The 20,734-nt window shown below is 37.3% G+C and carries 23 protein-coding genes and 1 pseudogene; 4 read left to right on the top strand and 20 right to left on the bottom strand.

Annotation, left to right across the window (positions count from 1 at the left end; genetic code table 11):
* Positions 1 to 2: 2 nt before the first annotated feature.
* The gene (locus ACQ4MX_RS07220) at positions 3 to 1,346 is read right to left on the bottom strand and encodes a WXG100 family type VII secretion target (RefSeq protein ID WP_431089936.1); all 1,344 of its coding nucleotides are present in this window, start codon (positions 1,344 to 1,346) and stop codon (positions 3 to 5) included.
* A gap of 137 nt (positions 1,347 to 1,483) precedes the next feature.
* Between ACQ4MX_RS07220 and ACQ4MX_RS07225 the strand changes: the two genes are divergently transcribed.
* Positions 1,484 to 2,640 (top strand): IS3 family transposase gene (locus ACQ4MX_RS07225; RefSeq protein ID WP_431089937.1). Its coding sequence is split into 2 segments (ribosomal slippage): positions 1,484 to 1,739 and positions 1,739 to 2,640, totalling 1,158 coding nucleotides; the frame shifts between segments, so codons are not numbered across the junction.
* Positions 2,641 to 3,173: 533 nt separating this feature from the next.
* On the opposite strand, the gene ACQ4MX_RS07230 is transcribed toward ACQ4MX_RS07225, so the two are convergent.
* The 5 genes from ACQ4MX_RS07230 to ACQ4MX_RS07250 all read right to left on the bottom strand — a co-directional run bounded on the left by ACQ4MX_RS07230 (position 3,174) and on the right by ACQ4MX_RS07250 (position 9,528).
* Positions 3,174 to 4,589 (bottom strand): helix-turn-helix domain-containing protein, encoded by a 1,416-nt coding sequence (locus ACQ4MX_RS07230; protein ID WP_431089938.1) that lies wholly within the window; start codon positions 4,587 to 4,589, stop codon positions 3,174 to 3,176.
* 552 nt (positions 4,590 to 5,141) lie between these two features.
* Positions 5,142 to 5,996 carry a tyrosine-type recombinase/integrase gene (locus ACQ4MX_RS07235; protein ID WP_431089939.1) on the bottom strand — a complete coding sequence of 285 codons (855 nt, stop codon included), beginning with the start codon at positions 5,994 to 5,996 and terminating at the stop codon, positions 5,142 to 5,144.
* Positions 5,997 to 6,825: 829 nt separating this feature from the next.
* Entirely contained in the window at positions 6,826 to 7,176 is a 351-nt protein-coding gene (locus ACQ4MX_RS07240) for a DUF3102 domain-containing protein (protein ID WP_431089940.1), read from the bottom strand.
* A 40-nt stretch (positions 7,177 to 7,216) separates the two neighbouring features.
* Positions 7,217 to 8,743: a hypothetical protein gene (locus ACQ4MX_RS07245; RefSeq protein ID WP_431089941.1), complete on the bottom strand. Its 1,527-nt coding sequence runs from the start codon at positions 8,741 to 8,743 to the stop codon at positions 7,217 to 7,219.
* A gap of 311 nt (positions 8,744 to 9,054) precedes the next feature.
* Positions 9,055 to 9,528 (bottom strand): hypothetical protein, encoded by a 474-nt coding sequence (locus ACQ4MX_RS07250; protein ID WP_431089942.1) that lies wholly within the window; start codon positions 9,526 to 9,528, stop codon positions 9,055 to 9,057.
* Between the two features lie 723 nt (positions 9,529 to 10,251).
* On the opposite strand from ACQ4MX_RS07250, the gene ACQ4MX_RS07255 reads away from it, so the two are divergent.
* On the top strand, positions 10,252 to 10,974 hold the full coding sequence (locus ACQ4MX_RS07255) for a hypothetical protein (RefSeq protein ID WP_431089943.1): 723 nt from the start codon (positions 10,252 to 10,254) through the stop codon (positions 10,972 to 10,974).
* Between the two features lie 94 nt (positions 10,975 to 11,068).
* On the top strand, positions 11,069 to 11,365 hold the full coding sequence (locus tag ACQ4MX_RS07260; RefSeq protein WP_431089944.1) for a DUF3139 domain-containing protein: 297 nt from the start codon (positions 11,069 to 11,071) through the stop codon (positions 11,363 to 11,365).
* Between the two features lie 641 nt (positions 11,366 to 12,006).
* Here ACQ4MX_RS07260 and ACQ4MX_RS07265 read toward each other — a convergent pair.
* Both ACQ4MX_RS07265 and ACQ4MX_RS07270 read right to left on the bottom strand, forming a co-directional pair.
* Positions 12,007 to 12,390, bottom strand: coding sequence for a hypothetical protein (locus tag ACQ4MX_RS07265; protein WP_431089945.1), 384 nt, complete (start codon positions 12,388 to 12,390; stop codon positions 12,007 to 12,009).
* A 109-nt stretch (positions 12,391 to 12,499) separates the two neighbouring features.
* The gene (locus tag ACQ4MX_RS07270) at positions 12,500 to 13,153 is read right to left on the bottom strand and encodes a hypothetical protein (protein ID WP_431089946.1); all 654 of its coding nucleotides are present in this window, start codon (positions 13,151 to 13,153) and stop codon (positions 12,500 to 12,502) included.
* A gap of 171 nt (positions 13,154 to 13,324) precedes the next feature.
* Between ACQ4MX_RS07270 and ACQ4MX_RS07275 the strand changes: the two genes are divergently transcribed.
* Complete coding sequence (locus ACQ4MX_RS07275) at positions 13,325 to 13,555, top strand: helix-turn-helix domain-containing protein (protein WP_431089947.1); 231 nt, start codon at positions 13,325 to 13,327, stop codon at positions 13,553 to 13,555.
* 1,112 nt (positions 13,556 to 14,667) lie between these two features.
* Here the strand turns inward: ACQ4MX_RS07275 and ACQ4MX_RS07280 are convergent.
* From ACQ4MX_RS07280 to ACQ4MX_RS07335, 12 genes and pseudogenes are all read right to left on the bottom strand, one after another.
* Positions 14,668 to 15,081, bottom strand: a complete 414-nt coding sequence (locus ACQ4MX_RS07280; RefSeq protein WP_431089948.1) for a hypothetical protein — start codon at positions 15,079 to 15,081, stop codon at positions 14,668 to 14,670.
* A 17-nt stretch (positions 15,082 to 15,098) separates the two neighbouring features.
* Positions 15,099 to 15,275 (bottom strand): hypothetical protein, encoded by a 177-nt coding sequence (locus tag ACQ4MX_RS07285; protein WP_431089949.1) that lies wholly within the window; start codon positions 15,273 to 15,275, stop codon positions 15,099 to 15,101.
* Complete coding sequence (locus ACQ4MX_RS07290; RefSeq protein WP_431089950.1) at positions 15,272 to 15,454, bottom strand: cyclic-phosphate processing receiver domain-containing protein; 183 nt, start codon at positions 15,452 to 15,454, stop codon at positions 15,272 to 15,274. The genes ACQ4MX_RS07285 and ACQ4MX_RS07290 overlap by 4 nt, the downstream gene beginning before the upstream one ends.
* Positions 15,455 to 15,485: 31 nt before the next feature.
* Positions 15,486 to 16,076 carry a hypothetical protein gene (locus ACQ4MX_RS07295; RefSeq protein WP_431089951.1) on the bottom strand — a complete coding sequence of 197 codons (591 nt, stop codon included), beginning with the start codon at positions 16,074 to 16,076 and terminating at the stop codon, positions 15,486 to 15,488.
* 67 nt (positions 16,077 to 16,143) lie between these two features.
* A complete protein-coding gene (locus ACQ4MX_RS07300; protein ID WP_007429558.1) occupies positions 16,144 to 16,362 on the bottom strand; it encodes a hypothetical protein in 219 nt (72 codons plus the stop codon).
* 57 nt (positions 16,363 to 16,419) lie between these two features.
* On the bottom strand, positions 16,420 to 16,800 hold the full coding sequence (locus ACQ4MX_RS07305; RefSeq protein ID WP_431089952.1) for a hypothetical protein: 381 nt from the start codon (positions 16,798 to 16,800) through the stop codon (positions 16,420 to 16,422).
* Positions 16,801 to 16,828: 28 nt separating this feature from the next.
* Complete coding sequence (locus tag ACQ4MX_RS07310; protein ID WP_431089953.1) at positions 16,829 to 17,182, bottom strand: hypothetical protein; 354 nt, start codon at positions 17,180 to 17,182, stop codon at positions 16,829 to 16,831.
* Positions 17,183 to 17,224: 42 nt separating this feature from the next.
* Positions 17,225 to 17,446: a hypothetical protein gene (locus ACQ4MX_RS07315; protein WP_043890866.1), complete on the bottom strand. Its 222-nt coding sequence runs from the start codon at positions 17,444 to 17,446 to the stop codon at positions 17,225 to 17,227.
* Positions 17,447 to 17,452: 6 nt separating this feature from the next.
* Positions 17,453 to 18,148 (bottom strand): hypothetical protein, encoded by a 696-nt coding sequence (locus ACQ4MX_RS07320; protein WP_431091269.1) that lies wholly within the window; start codon positions 18,146 to 18,148, stop codon positions 17,453 to 17,455.
* Between the two features lie 150 nt (positions 18,149 to 18,298).
* The gene (locus ACQ4MX_RS07325; protein ID WP_431089954.1) at positions 18,299 to 18,511 is read right to left on the bottom strand and encodes a hypothetical protein; all 213 of its coding nucleotides are present in this window, start codon (positions 18,509 to 18,511) and stop codon (positions 18,299 to 18,301) included.
* A gap of 29 nt (positions 18,512 to 18,540) precedes the next feature.
* Positions 18,541 to 19,407: pseudogene (locus ACQ4MX_RS07330) on the bottom strand (CpaF family protein); the annotation flags it as partial.
* 15 nt (positions 19,408 to 19,422) lie between these two features.
* Positions 19,423 to 20,577, bottom strand: a complete 1,155-nt coding sequence (locus ACQ4MX_RS07335; RefSeq protein ID WP_431089955.1) for a ParA family protein — start codon at positions 20,575 to 20,577, stop codon at positions 19,423 to 19,425.
* Between the last annotated feature and the right edge of the window lie 157 nt (positions 20,578 to 20,734).

Here is a 20,734-nt window from a genome sequence, read left to right on the forward strand (position 1 = left end):
GTTTACCTCCCAAGATCAACTGGTATATGGCTAATATTTTGCTGATTATTTCTATACAAATTCCCGTCAGTACCCAAATACTTTCTTCCTATTTTAATTTGTGCGCTCCATCCGTTATAGGAATTGCTTGTAGCAAGCTCAGATGGAGAAAGCTTGCTGCTCAGGTTAAGCTGTGGTGAATGCCATTTTATTTCAACCTTTGTCCCATTATAATTAAAATTATACTTATAACCACTCTCAATAATACCAGGATCAGGTCTAAAATTATTACTTGCTCCTGATGGAACCCAAGATTGTAGTTGGTGTTCGCTTATTTTTCCATTTTCTATTACTCCATTACTAAGATTAAAGTTCCCATCACTGTCGATTAGTTTTTCCATCTGCATTTTATGTTCAGCAATTTTCTTTTCTGCTTGAGCTAATGTTTCCATACGATTTTCGGGTTTCTTGTCTGCTTTCAATTCACGTTCATGCGACAATCTTTGCTTTAGTTCTTCCTGACTTCTCCCCTTACTTTCAGTAGGAGTCGCACTTTCTGCCTTAGCTCCCGAAGAAGGAGTGGATTTCGATGAGCCTCCACCTTCTCCCTTCGCCATCTGCCACAATTCCGCTGAGCTTTTTCCTATTCCGCTTGCGCCTTTAACTGCGGTTGTACCTCCATGTGCCGCTAAAGCTGCTGAGCCAATCAATCCAGGTATTCCGATAATACTACCAACTCCCGTGGATGAAACAGCAACTGATAACCCTTCTCCACCTGTTCCAACGATTACCTCACCAGCTCCCTGCAATGTCGTAGCTACGTGACCGAGAATTTCACCTACTTTAGCAGCCATAGGATGATCATAGTTACGATCTTTGTCGGGCAGCATTCCCAAGGTTAAATCTTCCTGAATGGCTCCTTTTGCTCCTTGAACAGTATCCCACAAAATTTCCCCTTGAAGCTTACTAGCTTCCATCTGAGCTTCGGCTTTTGTGATCTCAGCTTTACCGATTTGTTCAAAGATTTTATGTAACCAACCTTCACCGCTGGATGCCGTTTTGATAGGTACACCATTTCCCGGCACATCCAGTACGACTTTTTCCCCATCTACCTGTGTGAAGTTATTCGAAATAAAGATGAGTTCCTGTGCTACTGTCGATAGTCGTTCAATCGTCACACTCATAGATTGTCGAGAAACCTGAAATTCCTGAAAAAATCTCTCTCGGGTGGCTCCAGACCAACCCTGTTGGACAAAATATATTCTCCCGCTCAAAAAATTCAGCATACGTTCCATTTCGTGTTTACCATGCAAGAACTGGTCAGCCACTTCCATCAGCTTGTCAGGTGGAACCAATATTCTCCCCATTTGATCACGTCCATTTTAATTTAGATGGAAATAATCTTATCAGAAGGGGTGAATTAGGGACTGATGCTAGACTAAAAAGTGGACACCGAGAATCGAGAATGCGAGAATAAAATCAAATTCATTCGAGGTGCGTCCCTATGAGTAAAAACTACGACAAGACTTTTAAAGTTCAAACCGTTCAAATGATTCAAGAAGAAGGTAAACCTGTCTCTCAAGTGGCGAGAGAATTGGGCATCTCCGCGAACACGCTGTATCGTTGGGTAGCCGAACACAACCAAGATGGGAAACAGGCTTTCCCTGGCAGCGGGAACCTGAAGCCAGAGGATCAAGCCACAAGAGAACTCCACAAACGCATTCGTGATCTGGAAGAGGAGAACGATATTCTAAAAAAGGCGATGCACTACTTTGCCAAAGACCGACGCTGATCTTTTCTTTTATATATGATCACCGCTTCCAGTGTCGTGTTGCAAAGATGTGTGCAGTGTTTGGCGTTTCACGAAGCGGCTATTACAAATGGGTACAAACTCGAACGATTCATAAAGAACGCCAAAAACAACGGGAAAAGCTCTTACAACGTATCCGCCGGATTTTTTTGGATTCACGCCGTTTGTATGGCAGCCGGAAGATTCATAAAGCTTTGGTTCAGCAAGGAGTTGCCGTGTCGGAAAAAACGGTAGTGCGAATCATGAAAGAGCTTGGTTTAAAGTCCAGAACCGTGAAAAAATACAAAGCAACTACGAACTCCAAACACCAACTGCCTGTTCATGAGAACCTTTTAAACCAGCAGTTTGTTGCTGGGGCCCCAAACGAGGTGTGGATGACGGATATTACATATATTCCCACCGATGAAGGCTGGCTTTATTTGGCGAGCGTGATGGACTTGTACAGCCGCAAAATCGTAGGATTCCACATGGATTCTCGGATGACTAAAGAGTTAGTCATTCAGGCCCTTGACCAAGCCTATCGTGTCCAACGACCGGGCGAAGGGGTTCTGCATCATTCTGATCGAGGGAGCCAATACGCATCTCACGAGTACCAAGCTAAGCTGGTTAAGTACCATATGAAAGGCAGCATGAGCCGCAAGGGGAACTGTTATGACAACGCCTGTATCGAATCCTTTCACAGCGTTCTAAAGAAGGAACTGATTTACTTAGACCACTACAAAACCCGTCGTGAGGCAAAGAAGCAGATTTTCGAATATATTACATGCTTTTATAATGGAAAACGAATCCACTCTTCCCTAGGTTATGTATCTCCAAATCAGTATGAACGATTGTACCGAAAACCCGCTTGAAGTTCTCGACTTGGGGTGTCCATTCTATTGACAGTAGTCCAGACATCCATCAATTATCCTGATATTTCCTTTTAATTGATGTGACATTTGAACTGAAACAAAACAGAGATTACTACGACTATAGTAGTGTATATCACTGTTAGGTGATGCCTAAGTTAGGGTATAGCAGTCGTCGCTTTCAAATCTTGCTCATCAACCATATCTTGCAACTCAGGGATAAGAGTTAGGAGTTTTTTGTAGTTATGTAACGGCTGTTTGGTGATACAAGTTCTTGAGCAATATCTGTCTGCGTTTTTGCCAGAGCAAAATTATTTTGGTCTGCCTCTTTTGATACATACTGATTCCCATATATAAATAATGCACCCCCAAACTTCATTGGTTGAACTTGTACGTTCTCTCCAACAACCGTTTTAGGAGTGCATTATTTCAACGCCTTTTTCAGAAATTTATTACACGTTTAAAATCCCCCAACTTGATCATGAAGTTGGATGTAACTATGCGACTGAACAGGCACAGTAACAATAAACAAAAAGCTAGCCGCAATGATCAGTAGTACCGTTTTTTTCAACATTGTTCATCCACACCTTTTCAATAAGATTTAGAAATCCTGCTTTGGTTTCTGGAACCGCATAATCCTGAAAATGTAAAAACAAACCCATACAATTTATAAAGTATGCCTCATTATTTATTATATGTGACTTTAGCATTGCATACATCAAGTATTTAAAACCATCACTATGCATCGACCGATACAAATAATAATAAGCTAACTCATATTCAAATCGCGCAAACTGCTCTGGTATTACTTGCTTAGTGTACATGTCAGATGATGGCTGTCCCATTTGCACAAAGGAGTCAATGAGCGTCTCGAAACGTTCAAGTACGTGATTCACATCTAACTGAAATCGGTTAGCAGCAAACATTACGTTCAACAGCTTAGTAATCATTTCTTTATCGACTTTTGATGCAGCAATGTATTCAACATAATCTGGAAGCACACATGTATCTCCAGACAGGAGTTTATTAATATAAGTATTACATTGCGCCCAATCTTGAAACATTTTTATCCAATGCAGAGTGTTCTCGTCCGTCTCCAAAACCCAATCTAAATTAGCATAGGCGTATGTATATTGTAGAGCTTGTTGATAATCGCCTTGGGTTTCACAGACACTCGCACACAGTAAGTCGGCATAAGCAATGTATCCAAATAACGGCCCCCTAGTCTCCTTTTCATGCTCCCTGTTCTTTCGACTCTTTTGTTGATGCTTCATTGAATATTGGATTTCCGCTTTATCTCTCATTTTTTTTGCCATTTCATCAACCTTGTCCCATTGACGCAAAGACCTGTACACGTTCGCCAAGTCCTTCAATGCGTCAAGCTGGTCTATTTCATCTAGGCGCTCAACAAAAGATTCAAAACGTGTAGCTGCCTTGAAATTTCGGCGTTGATCGTCTCCAACCTGAATCGTGAATATACGATAATGACAGATTGCCAATCGATCAGAATGTTGGTACTTCTCACCCTCAGCGATGTTCTCGTATAGGTAAGCCGCTGCTTCATTATAACCTTCTTCATAACAATCCTCGGCTAATTCAAAGAGATAATGGAGATAGCTCGGCTTATCCAGCAGAACACTTACAACTTTTTGCAAACAGTCTACGCGCTGAAACTGCACACAGCGGTACAAGAACGGGCTAATTCTTTTCCAGTTCAGCGGTTCTTCCATAATGCACTCTTCAATGTAACGTTCATAAAAATGGTCTGGGGGTAAATCCATTCCTAACGTGATGCGATCCAATTGGTGCATCGAAATGGTACGATTGCCCGTTACAATACCGCTCACTGTACCCGGATTCAAATCAATAATGCGACCAAACTTGGTCATACTCAATCCTTTCCGTATCAGATAGGTTTGAACTTCTGCTCTAATCGTGGGTGTGATTTTCATGGATAAGCCACCCTTTCAGCATAAAATCGTCATATGATGCATAGTTAAATAAATTATGTAATTGAGAAACAAGTAGTAAAATAGATTTGTTTTATTGCTCATGATTGTACCATTTTTTAGAATAAAATCATATACCTCTCAGATATTTACTTAAGATACCTTTTCAGATAGTTTGTAATGATTTCTTGATTAAGGGTATCATCATTTCGCTTATGTATAGTTTATTTGGAAAATCATAATACAACTTTAGGTATACAAAGTTACCTAATTAAATAGTTATGTTCGTAATCCTTTATAATTTATCGGTATATTCGGTTTAAAATTGATGTGTGAAGCAGACCAACTACCGTCTACAATTTGTGTATGCTATTGAGTCGAAAAATAACCTGAGTGTCGGAGTGGATGTGCTAGGGGTATATTTGGAAATTAAAGTGTTGTTTTGGATGTAAAATACCCCCCACTGTATATTCCGTGTCTATTGATATTGATCAGTAGACGCAATACAAACCTAGACATGATTATCTAGGTTTGTAACAGTGTACACATATGAATTTAGAGTCTGTTCATCTTCTCTATCATCATTTGCTTTGTAGGATTAGCATATAAGAGCGTAGTATGAATGTTGCTATGCCCTGCTTGATTCGCTACTTCATGGACTGACATATCATTTTCTAACGCATATGAGCAGAAGAAATGTCTCAGATCGTGTGGAGTTATTTCCTTTCCTACAATAGCTGAGTATTTATTGAAATGCTTATTGATCACGGTTCTGTCTAATTTACCTCCTCTGTTACTTGGAAACAGATAATCACTTGTAATTCCTTTGTCTGTGCGATCTTTAATCCAACTCTGTATGGCTGTCCTCGCCTTATCTCCCATAAACACAGTTCTAGTCTTCTTTCCTTTGCCTTCGGATACAATTAACTCTCTTGATGTCAAATTGAAATCAGTTATACGAATATTTAGAGCTTCACTAATCCGTAGTCCACAGTAGGCCAGTAATGACACGATAGCATAGTTCCGTTTTGACTCATGTTCCAGCACCAATTGTCTGAACTTCTCAACGTCAGTAAGTCCAACAGTAGCCAGTGAAGCATATTGACGTTGAATCTTTAACATATCCTTTTTATTAATCGCAACCTCTGTCTGCACTCCTGATTCAATCAGGTAATCGTTAAACTTAATGAGTGCGCTGATCTTAGCATTGATGGATACAGGAGCAAGCCTCTTCACTGTTTTGAGGTAACTAATATAATCCTTCACATTCTCTCTATGCAGCTTATTGAACTCCATTCCTTTACTTTCGCCAAACCATTTCATAAATCCACTTACATTAAGTATGTAACTTTTAATTGTATTCAGACTTTTTTCATCTTGCCGTAAGTATCCCTCAAAAGCTTGGATCATCTTCACCACTCCCATACAATTATGTTGCATTCAATTTAAGTAGATTCTATATAAATTATGTTGCATTATATAGTCTAATTATACTGTTATCCTATTCACTTTGCAACATAATTAATATTATGTGGCATTACTAGAATTGATGAAAATTATTTACTATACAACGTTCTGCATGACCAATAGTTCAGCTGAAATAACCATCTTGAAATTCAAGACGGTATTAACCAAGTTGGTTAGCACTGATATACTTTATAGTTGATAGTTGGACACAACGTACAACCCAATATACAGCTTAGAAAATATCGAATTCGTGTGATTTATAGATGTAAATCCAGTCAATGTTGACGCTGTGTCAACCTTATAAGGGGGTATCACCAACTTTGGAGACACTGTAGAGGACGACCTGTATCGACACCCGTATCGAAGCTCAATCGTAAAACTTGATAACATGATGATAAAACACTTACTCCATATGGCTTTTTGAGTCATTGTGGTTCAAAATTATGCCTGAATATATTTGTATCGTAGCTGTATCGAGAAAACAGCTAAAACATAGATGGAATAAGGATTTTTAGTAAATATGATCAACATCGTAATGCGTATCGTGCGTATCGGAGAAAAATGTTCAAAAAAGCTTGATGCATCAATGGATTTTTAAGTTTTTATAAATTAAATTATGTAAAACTAAAATTCGAAAAATCCTTTATTTATCTATGTTTTGTATCGTACCTCAATCGAATCGTGAATCGTAACAGGAATAGCGGAGTAGATGACATATTTTCATCAATTTTCACTCTAATAGGCTTACTCAATTCATATATGTATGCTATCTCTAGGACAAGATGTCCCAAAGATAGAAGAGTACAATTATATATAATAGAAGAAACTCAAATCTAACCTCCCTCACAGTCATTTCCTCCATGGTCTTCTGCTCCCCAGTCGAAGGTACAGTATGCTCCTGTTTAACAAACTCCAGACGATCAACAGATTCAGGTAGAGATAGCATCTCGAATATTTTGCTAACTGGCAGTTGCGATGTCGCATCTCCAAATTGCTCAAAGGCTTGCATCATTCGCTTAGCTGAAGTGTGACTAATTTCAATTGACTTAAGCCAAGGAATCCACTCACCATGCACCAAGTCATTCTCTTTTACATGTTTCAATCGCTTTCTAATAGCGTCCATATATACAAAAAAGATACATAATCGTCTCTTAATGATAAGGTTAAGTTACTTCTATATCTATTTCTTCTGAAAAAACTCTCTGAACAAAATCTTTTATAAATTTTTCAAAAGCATCATTTAAAAATTGTATACTGGCTTCGTTATTTTTTAAATAGACGATCCAATCTCCAGTAATAAAATCATTTTTATCTACTTTTTCCCTAAACAATTTTACTATTTCAAAATTGTTTTCCGATAAATATAACATTATTTTTTCTAACTCCATGATCGATACAACTTGTGGACGTATATCAAACAATTCTAAATCAATATCCTTATTTGCTATATTTGGAGATATGATCTTATCAAAATACCATTGAGTATTTGCTTGATACAACTGTTTATAGGTAATAACAGATGCGATTATTTTTTTTGAGTCTATATTCCCAACCAAATCTACAAGCAGACCCTCTTTAAGCATTTTTGCTGCTGAAGTCAATTGCTCATATCCTGTACTTATTTTTTTAGTGGAATTGTCGTTTTTCATAGCATTCTCTGCTGCAATGTGAGCGCTGTATTCTACGCCTTTACATTCAATAAGATATATGCAATCATCCAGTACAAGAATGTAGTCACAAACTTTTCTATCTGTAATTTTTCGGACATCGGTTTCTGTAATGATTTTACTGTTGGGTATAAAATTTCGGATTACTTCTCCTACATAACTTTCAAAAGATTTCCCAAACTCAACTCCGAAATCACTTGGTATCTCTTTTTTACATAAGTCAAATATGCCTTCTATCACTTTTCTCATAAAAAGTTCTTTATGAACAGCCAAATAACCACCATCTTTTAATTTTAGAAAGGGCTTGGAAAAGAAGCTGCCTTGTAAATAGGTGTCATAGAAAAGCCCTTGAATTTCGCCCACTTTTTTAAAAATATCATTTTGAATTTCTTTTACTCCTTCGGATGTTGTGGAGACTATTTCAAAGAAAGAATCAATATTTTCTTCTCTTATATGTTCCCCACACATCGACAACAAATATGATTTATCAATAATTTTCTGTTCCAAATTATCTAAACCAGCATATATTGCAAAACCTATACAATACCACTGATAGAATGTCAAATTGTATTTCTCTTTCAAAAAGGATTCGGTTTTCTTTAAATACTTAGAATCAAATAATAATAATGACCTGCCTAACGAATCAATACCATAACTCTGCTGTAAATAGAATTGCTGTCTTGACATATTGATAAAAAATGGAACTACTCCATCTGTATCCGATAAATAAATCTCTGCAATAGGATCGTAGTATTGAGTATAATGTCTCATTATCTTATTAAGAGCCTTAGTGTCAATCGGTTCATTTCTATGTCTGTGGTGGTATAAAGCATTTGCCTGAATTGAGTGCAAAAGAAAGTGAATTGGATATCTCACCATATCTTTTCTATTCTCATAGATATAATTTATTTTGTTTGCAACAAAAATTGAATATTCTTCAGGATTGTATCTTTTGAGCAAGGATTGCAATCTCTCCCTGAAAACATCAGCCTTATGCTTCGTCCTGTAATCGGTTAGTGTCATAACTTTCTCCTTTACTATTTACTCCACATCTCAGCTTTACATCACTGTACTATTGATGAATGCTACAAAGATTCTTTAATTATCTTTTAAAATCAGGCTTTTATATATTAATTTATTTAAGCTTTAGCTAGCTCATTTCTTACTGTATTTTTGTTGATTCCCCTTAAAAATGAATAACTGGAGCATATGCTTTTCTCATAATGTGAAAACCCTTGATACCATTGGTTTATAACAAGTTGTTAAAAGCTACTATTGATTTCTTACTGCATCCATCCCTATAAATGGTGGTTTATTTCAAATTGAAAGAAGCCTCAGCCTCTCTCCACAAAATACCTATTGGTCATATACCATGCTTTCCCTTTCACTGTATCAACCATACCCTTCTTACTATCCAAAAACACAATATCACCGCATTCTTTACAGCCCCATTTACTCCTTTTATATGGTGAATCCTCTATAAAGGAAGCTCCACATTTACACTCTACCTGAATTAGTGTTTTGTGTTGACCGTATGCGTCTGCTAACTGCTCACTGGCCTTACTTGCTGCTGTAGGATGTATTGCTGCTACATATTCCCTCTGCTCAGAATATTCATTATGTACCTTAAAATCTGCTACAAGCTCAGGATTCAATCCAAAGTGTTCCTTGCCTACTGTAGTCACATATTTGCTTCCTACATGATAAGATTCTATCCAGTCCTGTATTTGTTTACTGGATAGATTGACTGTTCCTTTGATACCGCTGTTTAGCGTGTAGGTCATTGTGTGCTGCTGATTTAGATTCATATATAACACTACTCCTTCTGAGGGCTTCTTTCAAAATCAAAAGTAATTTAACTAAACACTGATTCTAAAAACTCAATATCCTTCCTGTGATACTTTTCATCCATTTTTTTCCATATTATAGGTACAATATCAATAACCCGGTGCACACAAAAGATAATGGACAAGTGTCGTCCTTTGTCTTTCTTGACGTATCTTTCGTTTTGTACCAGATAGCACATTAACTGCGCGTCAGCAAACCCTAAAATAGTTCTACTAATATATCAATCTTAATCTCCTTTCGATAAAGTGACAATGTCAGGAATACAGATAATTACATTAATTTCAAACTTCCTAAGCATTATTATCATAAAATATACTTATTTCAAAACAATTTGCCGGATCATTGGATACGCATGACAAAATCCTCTTAATCTAATTATAATATTATTTTTTGCTGTAATAACAAACCATCATACCGCTATAAAAGGAATATTTTTTAAGTAAATACAGTATCTATATCAATAGTTCCAAAAAAGTATATAGTTCTTAAGAACTTTATTTTTGGTCAACTATTCCTATACAAAATTTTGGATTTAATGAGTAAAATAAGCATATTGTTTCTCTACTAACTTCAAGATGTGGATATGTGGGTATAATAAAGCGATTTAATACTGAGCCTTTGATCGCAATTAATTACTCATCCAATAGTGTGGAGGAACTAATATATCCTTGGGAGGTATTTTTGTGAAAAGTTTTTTAGTTAAAAGTATGTTAGCGTTATCAGTCTTATTTCTGTTGTTGGGTTTTATACCTGTAGGTCAAGCCTCAGTAAGTGCAAATAGTGTTGGTACAGAGGAAAAAATTGCAGCGGAAAATGTTACAGTCAGTGATGACACATATGATAGTTTTAGTGAAGATGATATGATTATTCCTGACATACTACCAACTGATAGTTTAATTGGTCCTTACGCCGAAATTGGTCCTACATATCCAGGCACAAACGTTTCAATGAGAATTGGTGATATCTTATACTCCACTAAGACTCTTGGAGGTTCTTCTAAAATTGTAGGTCATGTAGGTATTGTAAACTCTAATTTCAATGTTGTTCATGTAACACCGGGAGAGAATGGCGGTGTAATAGATAATTTAACAACTTATATGGCTAGGCACGGCAAAGGAGAAACTATTAAAGTTTATAGACCAAGGGACGGAAGAGGCGTCAATGCAGCTAAATGGGCAACAAATAATTATTCACGAGTAAATGAATATTTTATCAATCCATTTTCCAAATTAAGTACAATATCTCCTAATTATTGTTCGAAGTTTATATGGCAAGCATTTTACTATGGGGAAGGATTTGACTTTGTGGGTACACATAGTAGTGCTGATGTTATTGGATTCGTGATTCCAGCAGAAGTAACGATATCTAGTAATTTTGTTTATGTAACTTCTTTTACAGCTCGCTAATAGAGGATTCAGTTATCTAAATCATGTTTAATTAATTTTGAAATGAAAACTTCATTATGAACCCTATACTAATCTATAAAAGGAGGTTCATATATTGAAAAAGAAAAAAATTTTGATAGCCTTGTTAATTTTGATTATCGTAGTTATTGGTGGTTTATATTTGGCTTTGCAAATAAAATTAAATTCTCTGGAGCAAGGCTTAAAATCCTATCTTACTAATGAGAAGGGGTACTCTGAATCTGATATTCTAAGTATTAAAGCAAGGCTCAGTTTAATGCCTAAATATCCTGTTACAGTTAGGTTTAGAGATGATCCTAACACAGAGTATATATTTACGGATAGAGACGCTTCAGAATGGACACAGTTAAGTCCTAGTAATCACGAAAGATAAACAAAGGCTATGCGGACTTGCTCGTAAGTTTGCAACATTCGATGATGCTAATCTGTTAAAAACTCATGATCTGATTGTCCTTGTGTGAATGGTGTCTGGTAACTTCATTCTACACGGATCAGATCATGAGTTTTTTTACTTCTTTCCAGTTACAATCTGTAAAATAGTAAACAATCCATAATGTAAAATTTCACCTGTTAAGTTCGCTCAAATTCAATTTTAAAATTTACTTTCAGCCACATATAATATTGTTACTAAAAACAAAACTTATGCTTCTCTTCTATACATTGAATTGAATTCAACTAATCCAACTCATCTCACTCAAGCCTTTCTGTCACCCTGAGCTAATGTTTTGAGACTGATCAATTGACCATCCCAAGTCTGTAGAAAAAGCTTCCCTTTAATGAGTCGTCCACACTTGTACATTAGTTATCGCTCCTTGATTGATTTTATAGGATATATTGTCAACGTTACATTGTTGATTATGATGATAAAATGACTCTTTTACATTTGATTATCAGTCATAGGTATCAAAAGCCCTAAAAAGGTTATTGAAGCCTACTGAATGTTATTATCACATTGTTACATGAAATAACAGGACGGATTATGTGGTTGTCTCCATCCTGCTATGTATTATTGGATTAAGCGAATAATGCGACTTCCGTCATATGTGAGTATTTACCTTGTGCCAAATATGTGTCGTAGATGTGTTCAGGATCATCAGTTTCGTATCTATCCATCTTCCAGTCATGTGCTGGTTCTTGGAACAACTTTTCAAATGCGGCTTTTTTGTTACGATAATAATCGTATACAAAGTCAGCTTTGACATTATAACCGTGAGCGTCAATATCTTCTTTCCACATTTTCACGATCAAGGAGAAAGGCGAATCTTCGTTCAGCATCCGATTAGCAAATTCATTCATACGTTCAACAGTGTTCAGGTGGAATTTCATTATGTCGATAAGGATAACGGCTGTAGGCTTGATTTCAAATTCGATCAACATTTGTTCAAATACAGTGTTCATGGCAGACACCTCTTTGTTGTTAGTGGTGGATTGAGTTGGTTGCAGTTTGCTCAGTGCGATTGTTATATGTATCTTCTCCATTCGGTTTATAGTTGTGTCATGTGACACATTAGCAGCCAGCAGCCATATCCATAGCTTCATCCTCAGCACGTTCAATGGCTTGAATAAACGGCATCAAAGGTTCCTCACGTTTATACTGGATAGCCTTCTCATACGTACCTCCACAGTCACGCCATTCCCAATATGAGATAATATCAATAGGCAGCAAGAAATACATGGATAGAGCCTCTACGGGATTCACAGTGTACAATTGCATGAACTGTTTATCTGTAAGTTGATCGTGTTGTAAATATTCGTCCTTCATTTGGTGGAGTAAAAGAAATGTGTCTTCTCCATTAACGTTTACGATTCTGCTAATAAAGGAATTTCTTCTCTCAACAGTGTTCAGGATAATTTGCATATCGTTTCGGATACCTGTTGCTTCAGGAGAGACATTGAGCATGTTGATTAGGTCATTGGTGGACAGGCCAGAATTGTACGGTGCTGACTCAATAATACGAGTCCACTGATTATCGTTACCATTTTCGAATACTTGAATCGCGTCAGAAACGTTAAGGCCAATCGTTTCCCATTTGCGATTGAGAGCATCGATGATATGATAATAATATAGCTCTTTTTCAGCGGCTTCTTCTGATTCCCAGACTTGATTCGTGCGTACAATGTCGATGATGGCTTGCTTGTTGGCTACTGCTGTTTTGGTCATTTCGTTTTCGCCCTTTCATTCTTAACACTTAGTGTTATTTTATAACTTATGATGAAATAATATCACACTAAGAGATACATGTAAATACACTAGGCGTAATTTATTATCGAATATTGATATTTTATTTCAAAATGATATTATTAATACATATGTCGAAAAGGAGTTATCTTAATGATCAAGATTAAAATTTCAGAGCAATTGGGAAAACATAAAATGACTCGAAAAGAACTTGCGGAATTAACTGGCATCCGTGCTGGAACTGTAGGAATGCTGTATGACGAAACTATTAAGCGAATTGATGTTGAATGGTTAGATAAATTATGTAAGGTTTTTAACTGTAAATTGACTGATATTATAGATTTTGTTCCAGACGACGAATTACAAGAAGAAACCAAAAACTAACCAAATTGAATAACTAAGTTCAGACAAAGCAAAGAGCCTAGATGATCCTGTCTGGGCTTATATATGTCACCAAGCCTTTTTCGCATTATGGAAGTCAAATCCTCTCACTTGTCGAATTCAAGTTTCTCTTTCCAAACTAATGGTGATTTATACCTATATTTTGTATTATGATAGTGTCATATCTCTGAATCATACGGGGTAAATTTCGATACGGAGGCTACATAATTTGAAGGCAAGTGACTTGTCATTATTAGCGAACACTATTTCAAGGATAGCTGAACAAAATATAAGTAACATAGAAAAGGTACACTCTAGAATCCGTCTGAGTCGGTTTGTAAGTTTAAACCTATTTCTGATTGTGGGTATATTTATTATTTCAGGTTCAATAGTAGCGCTTACGATTAATGTGTTTGGATGTCGGGATGCATCCTAATAGTTTTTTTTGGTATATTATTGTTTTCTATTAATATATTAAGTAAAAGCAATAAGCTGGATATAACATTAAAAAAAGGCTATATTTTTTTTATTATGATTATCCTAATAGTGATACTTATAGGATATATGCTTTTGGATAATATTATGAAATTCAATGTATTAAAGCTGGAAAGCTATATAGTAACAGTTATGTCTGCCCTTTTATTTTTGTTGCTTTCTTACTCTTTAATTTATGCCTCGAAAAATGTATCAGAGTTAGTAATTCAACGTTTCCTTCCAAATTATATAATTATAATTAGACTTAGTAATGGTGAAACACTTACTGGAAGTTTAGTTACTATTACTAAGAAGAATGATTACATTATGAAGACGAACATTCACGAAAATGAGATTCTTATAAAAAATTCAGCTATAGTTACATTGCAAATTGAACAACTAATCGACTCATGAATTTAGATTATTTTGGACTTTGATTTAAATTAAGGAAAGCGTAAATTTGCGCTTTCTTTTTTATGTAGAAAATTAGTAGTAAACAGAACTGTACAATTTTTATTTTGTGACCATCTAAGAAAATAAAAATCCAGTCACCGTCAATATGGGGGTAACTGGATGGTAAAATTGGTGTTTTATACAAACTTGAGTGTTTGTATTGTTACAGAACATTTGAAACATGCCTTTCATCGATAATTCTGACTGGCGCCATTAGTTTTAATTATCTTAGCTATTCTGCCCTCTAAGTGTTCTGGGCGAATCATTTGTTTTTCATGCAAACCATACTGTAAACACAATGATTTATAGTAATCATGTCTCTCAGTAGTGGGTCTGTTTTCTACCCAAGAAACAATATGCTCTTTCAAGTCAATATTGAATTCATTTGAGTTGTTGATCTGTTCTTTGATTTCGGCGATGTAATCTGAGTCTTTTCTGGGGGTGATATTTTTATACCTCCATATGATTCTGGTATAGATTGCATCGATATCAGCATCACTGAAATCACCTTGGAGGAAACCCAATCTTTCACGAATATATGCATCCATGTAATGTGAAAGGCTTGCTTTTGCTCTTACTGATAATTGATCAACTTTAGACATTATAAACCCTCCTTATTTTAACCAGAATACTTATTCACCGTTATAGGGTAATGATATATCTCAATATCCTCATCAATAAATCCTCTCCGTTGAGCTGCCAACAAAGTCTCATACATGTTCTTGCGTCTCACAGGGTTGTCCGTATGCAAATAGATCTTGTCCGCTCTCAGACCATGCTCACAAAAGTACTTCACCAGGTCATACCCGTTAACTCTACACCGTTCACATCTTCACCCAAGTCATGATCAAGCGTAAGAATAGCCACACTATTGCTCTCCAGGATATCTATTGCTTCATAATATGTACGAGCGACCACGAAGCCTTCAGGACAGTCTCTGAGGTCATCCACGTATAGATTGATCTTATTTGTCATAGTCGCATCGCCTTCCTTCAATACATGCCATTTATTGCTTTTTGATAACTAGGCGATAGGTATTTTTATTTACATGAGGAGTTAAATCAGCCACATGATTATTCATTAGTTTTTGCACACTAATTAGGTCAGACGCAGTTATATTTTCTTTGTTTTCCAATTCTCTTTTATATATGTCACATGGACCATCGAAATATTCCTCCTCACCCAATAATAGCAATAGATATTCTTCCTTGGACACTTTGTGTTTTTTTATTGTTCTTCCAGTGTAATTGAAAGAATAAAGCTCAATTTGATTTTTGTGATTTAAACCACCGAATGTTAATTGAAGTCTACTCTGAGGATGTAACTTAAAAATGAGGCTTAGTCCAGGATCATCATAAAGTTTCTCGAATGTGTCAATCCATTCATCATAATTATTTGATTCAATTTTCACATTTTTAAGTATATAATCTGATACTCCTTTTGTTCCTGTTGATGCTATAAAAGAAGTATTATTGTTGTACGTATCGTATTTCTTTAAGTCTTCCTGTGCAATTTCGCCAGTAGATCTGTTTGTTAGTCTACCATCAGACATTATACAACATAGTTTTTCGTTTGCTATTATAGATACAAAACTCACTTCGAATGCCCCCCTGAAATGCCCATTTTATTGCGTTAATCCTCAATTCCCTGCTACGCCAGAATGATTAATCAAAAGGATTCTTCGGCACCTTCACTTCACCTTTTTCGCCATTCCAACCTAGAGTAAAAACAGTGTTTTGGTGACGTTCCACGGGATGTCCGTAGTCGGTCGTATGGATATTAAGTAAAACCCAACCTTCACTGATATACTCATTGGCCTTTTCTACAGATTGTGTCTCAAACAAGGAAATGATTTTTTCCAAGTCTCTATTATCTTTCTCCACATCTAACACTCCATTTCAAATTAGTATAGTAAAACAGTCATTTGATGATGATAATTTTTAGAATAGGGTATCTGCCATTTCTTTCCGCAATTCAATAAGTTTGAAAAAACGATTTTGCATCTCCGATGTAATCTTATCATTGTCAGGATTTACTACTCCATCAATAATATGACATTGTACTTCTTCACCAGAATCAAATCTAACATCAAAACTCCCTTCACCAACCCAACGACTAGCATACATTCTTATTGATCCACCATTAAACGAAGACAAATCTGAAATCTTTTGATTTATAGCTTCAATTCTGCATTTGATCTCTTTCTCTTTTGAATTTAACCATAGCGGATCTGATCTTTCACAATCACTATTAGTGCATATCCATAGCTTTTCTCCTAGTTTTCCTTGATACATTTCAGAATTACACAGCTCACACAGCATAAACAAAACCTCCTTATGAAATAGTTATCTATCTATTCAGTTCAACCATATTCAAAAGGTCAGAAATATGTTGATTAACCAATCTATTTTTATTCTGCTCCAATCCCTCTCTAATTCCTATCGCCAGTTCTTCAACCTTGTCCATCTGCAATCGATGAGCGTCCAAAAATATATCGTACAGTTTATCTTCAAAAACAAATCCGTCGTCATAGTTCTGCCCTCTTCTTGGGAGAGAATGTTTAGTAAAGAGGCCAACTATGTCTTCTTCGTTTAGTCCAAACTGGCTTAGGATAAAATTCAACTTAACAACTTTAGATTCAAATGGATGTGCAACCAATTTTCCTTCTTCGTTAAGTTCATAACCAAATGGTACATCTTTCATTGTCAACAACTCCTTATGGAATAGTTATTTCAATTAAAAGAATCAAAATAAGCTCTCGATGAAATTAATAATATTTTTCCAAAAGGAGAATAACAAAATAAATCCAACGGAAATTGAAATAATTATAGACATAAGAATTGGATGCCTTTGAGCAAATGAATTTGGCTTATGATCGTTTTTATTGTTTTCATCCGTATTTAATTTAACTTGATGACCAATTGAAGAGTTTTTAATCTTGTTGTTATCGCCGATTTTAATATTCATTATTTCTTACCTCCTAAAAAACTTACCGATACCAGAGTCTTTGATTTTGTTGTTATCTCCAATTTCAATTGAACCTTCATATATGATCTTTTCTATATTAATCGTAACTTGCTCTTTCTTAGTATGATTTGTTTCAATCTGAGACCGAATATCTAAGTCATCTAAGTTTTTAAACTGTTTTTCCAATTCCATTATAATCTCAACCAGTTTTGACTTCACATGAGAAACGATTTCCTCAAGTTGATTGGATGGTATCATAACATTCATTGTCAAAAGCTGAAGATCATATCTTGAGATACTATGACAAAATGAGGTCGATATTTGTTTAGCATATTTATCTCTGTTCTCACCACCCAGAATATGTTGAATAGTTTTAATATTATCACGACTATAATATACAGTAATATCATTTATCAGTTCTTTGTCTTTTATCAAAGCTTCTAATGGAACCTGCTGATTGCGATACTTTGTTGTTCCATTTACTACAAATGTTCCAACAGGATTCCCTTTTAATATTCTATAAGGTGGAAAACTCTCAACGCCATCTTCAATGGAATATCCTTCAAGTTCACCTTTTATCCAACTAATAATTCGCTGATCACCTAAATCTGAGAGTATAATTTTCAGTCTTAAAAGTATGTTTTCAAGGTCAGAATTGTTACTCACCAAATCTATTAATAGTTGACTTCTGCCCACGACCATCGCTCCCATTTTTAATGAAATAAACCTTTAATAACAGGAACAATATACCATATATCAACACACGTTTGAGTATATTTTTTTGATTCCTTACACTTTACAATGATATATTCCTTAGAAGCTCTCACGTTCGTTCTAAGGCTGCTATTCATGTTATGAATATGGAAGTCTCAAAATCCCCGTAACTCTCACCTGCATTGGCTTAACGCTCTCAATTGAGCTTATCTCATTTACTATGCTCTCCTGCTGATATTCGTAATCTTTTAGGCTCATTTCACAATTCACAGTTGCCGTTTTTTTCTCCAGAATAAACTTGCCTAAGCCATTCTTACGAAGAAGGCTATATCGTACAATCATTTTGCCCATAAACATCTGTCTCCTTTTAATAACCTTTTAATAGATTTGTCATGCAGCATATCCAACGCCTCACTCCCCCTGACCTCACCCACCACAATACGATTGGGACGCATACGCAGGGAGGAACGAATCAGATCACGAATCGTGATTTCGCCCTTCCCCTCGGTGTTGGCATTCCGTGTTTCCATGGAAACCAGATTAGGGACGGTTACAATTTGCAGCTCTGCTGAGTCCTCAATCGTAATAATCCGTTCCGATGGCGGGATAAATTGGGATAATGCATTCAGAAAGGTCGTTTTACCAGACCCCGTACCCCCGCTTATAAAAATATTGTACTTGCTGCGTACCAGATCCTTGAGCAGATTGGCGGCTTCTGTATCCAGTGCATCCATTCGTATCAAGTCATCCATCGTCATCGGACGCTCGGGAAACTTCCGTATCGTCATCGTCGGTCCCTTGAGGGCAACTGGCGGTAGCACAATATTTACACGTGACCCGTCCTTCAATCGGGCGTCGACAATCGGTGAAGACTCATTCACAATCCGGTTCACCCCGGCTACAATCGTCTGGATCAAATCCTCCAGTCGCTCACGGGATTCAAATTGATCGGGTGCCTGGATCACCTCACCTGCCCGCTCCACAAAAATTTCCCGATGACTGTTAATCATAATTTCCGTAACCGTAGGATCATCGATCAACGGCTGGAGGATATCAAGCCCACGGAAGGAATTAAAAATTTTACGGACCAGCGCATGCTTTTCTCTGGAGGTCAAACCTGCCAGCTCTGTGTCATGCAAAATTCGATTTTCAATATGCCGCACTAGCTCTGCATCCCCTACCGAGGACGTGACGTCCAGGCCTCCCCGGATATCCGCTCGTAATGCACGAAACCGTTCTTCATTCATGTTCATCGGCCCCCTTTAAGACCAAGCGGCGGGCGGCTGCGTTACAGTTTCCACATTCAGCAGCTCGCGGCACAGCTGGCGAATTTCCCGCTGATAAATCGGCGAACTAAGCAGCAGCTCACGATGCTGCATCTGCTTCCATGAAGGAATGTAGGGCAGCGCTCCGCTCAGCTCCATAAAGTCCCGAGGCAAGGTGTTAACCATCGTCCCCATATAACGGTTCACCACAAAACGGGTTTTGGTCAGCATGACTTCAAGTCCTTCAGGCTGCATGGCTTCCAGAACATCCAGCCATAGCCCGCATTTGTGCATGCTCATTAAATCGTCCGCCAGCAGCCAGATCAGCTTATGGCTGGCTTCGAGTACAGCCTGAGCCCGGTCGCCATTTTCGGATTCGCCATCTACGATTACAACGTCATACTGTCCGCTCTCGGCAATCGTCCGAATCAGCTCTACCGCCTCATCAGAGGTCATGTCCATCAGTTCCTTGCGATTATCGACAGGCTGAAATGTATCGGCCTGGATTTCAGAACGGCGCACACAATACGAAGCAATAGATAAGGGATTTCCGTCATGCCCCGCCTTGAGGTCATACAGCAGTCTGGATAGTCCTTCCCCTTCTGCTCCATTGGAACTGCCGGAACCTGTGAACAACGAGCTTGAATCCATCGTTTCCAAATTCAAATAAAAAACCGAATAGCCCTCGTTTCCCAGTTGCTTGGCTATATTAAGTGCGGCCGTTGTCTTGCCCAGACCGCCGGAAGCCGCTACCATGCCAATAATCATTCCGCTTTCCCGGCTGTTCACGCTCTGCTGCCCACTTGTTCGCTGTCTCGCCGTTTCCCAAATAAAACCCACCAGCTCAGACAAGGGCTGATATTTTAATAAAGGTTGTCCGTATTCTCTCACCTGCTCTCCCTCGTGCAGCACCAGACAAGGAATACCAGAAGCCTCCCGATCTGTCCACAGACTCAAAAAAGCCGCTTCACCCACCACAACATCCGGCTTTTTCATCCCAGCCGTTTCCATCATGTATTGGCGAAATGCCTCTGGCTGGGAAAATGCCGTTACTCTCAGCCTCCTGGCGTACTCGCTTCCGTGCACATAATTCAGCAGCGGCTCGATATAGTCCCGGCTCTCTACAGCCAGAACCACCTTTACCGGAATCATGATGCTCATCCCCTTTCCTATCACAACAACGCAAAAAAGCACCGTTCATCAAACCGTACATACATACGGTTGGTGAACGGTGCTTCCGTCACGTGCAATCTATTTACTGGTAGAATAGCACAGCGCCTATTTTAGAGCAAGCATTTTTTATGTTAGA

The organism is Paenibacillus sp. 8b26 (assembly GCF_050626875.1).
Lineage (GTDB): Bacteria > Bacillota > Bacilli > Paenibacillales > Paenibacillaceae > Paenibacillus.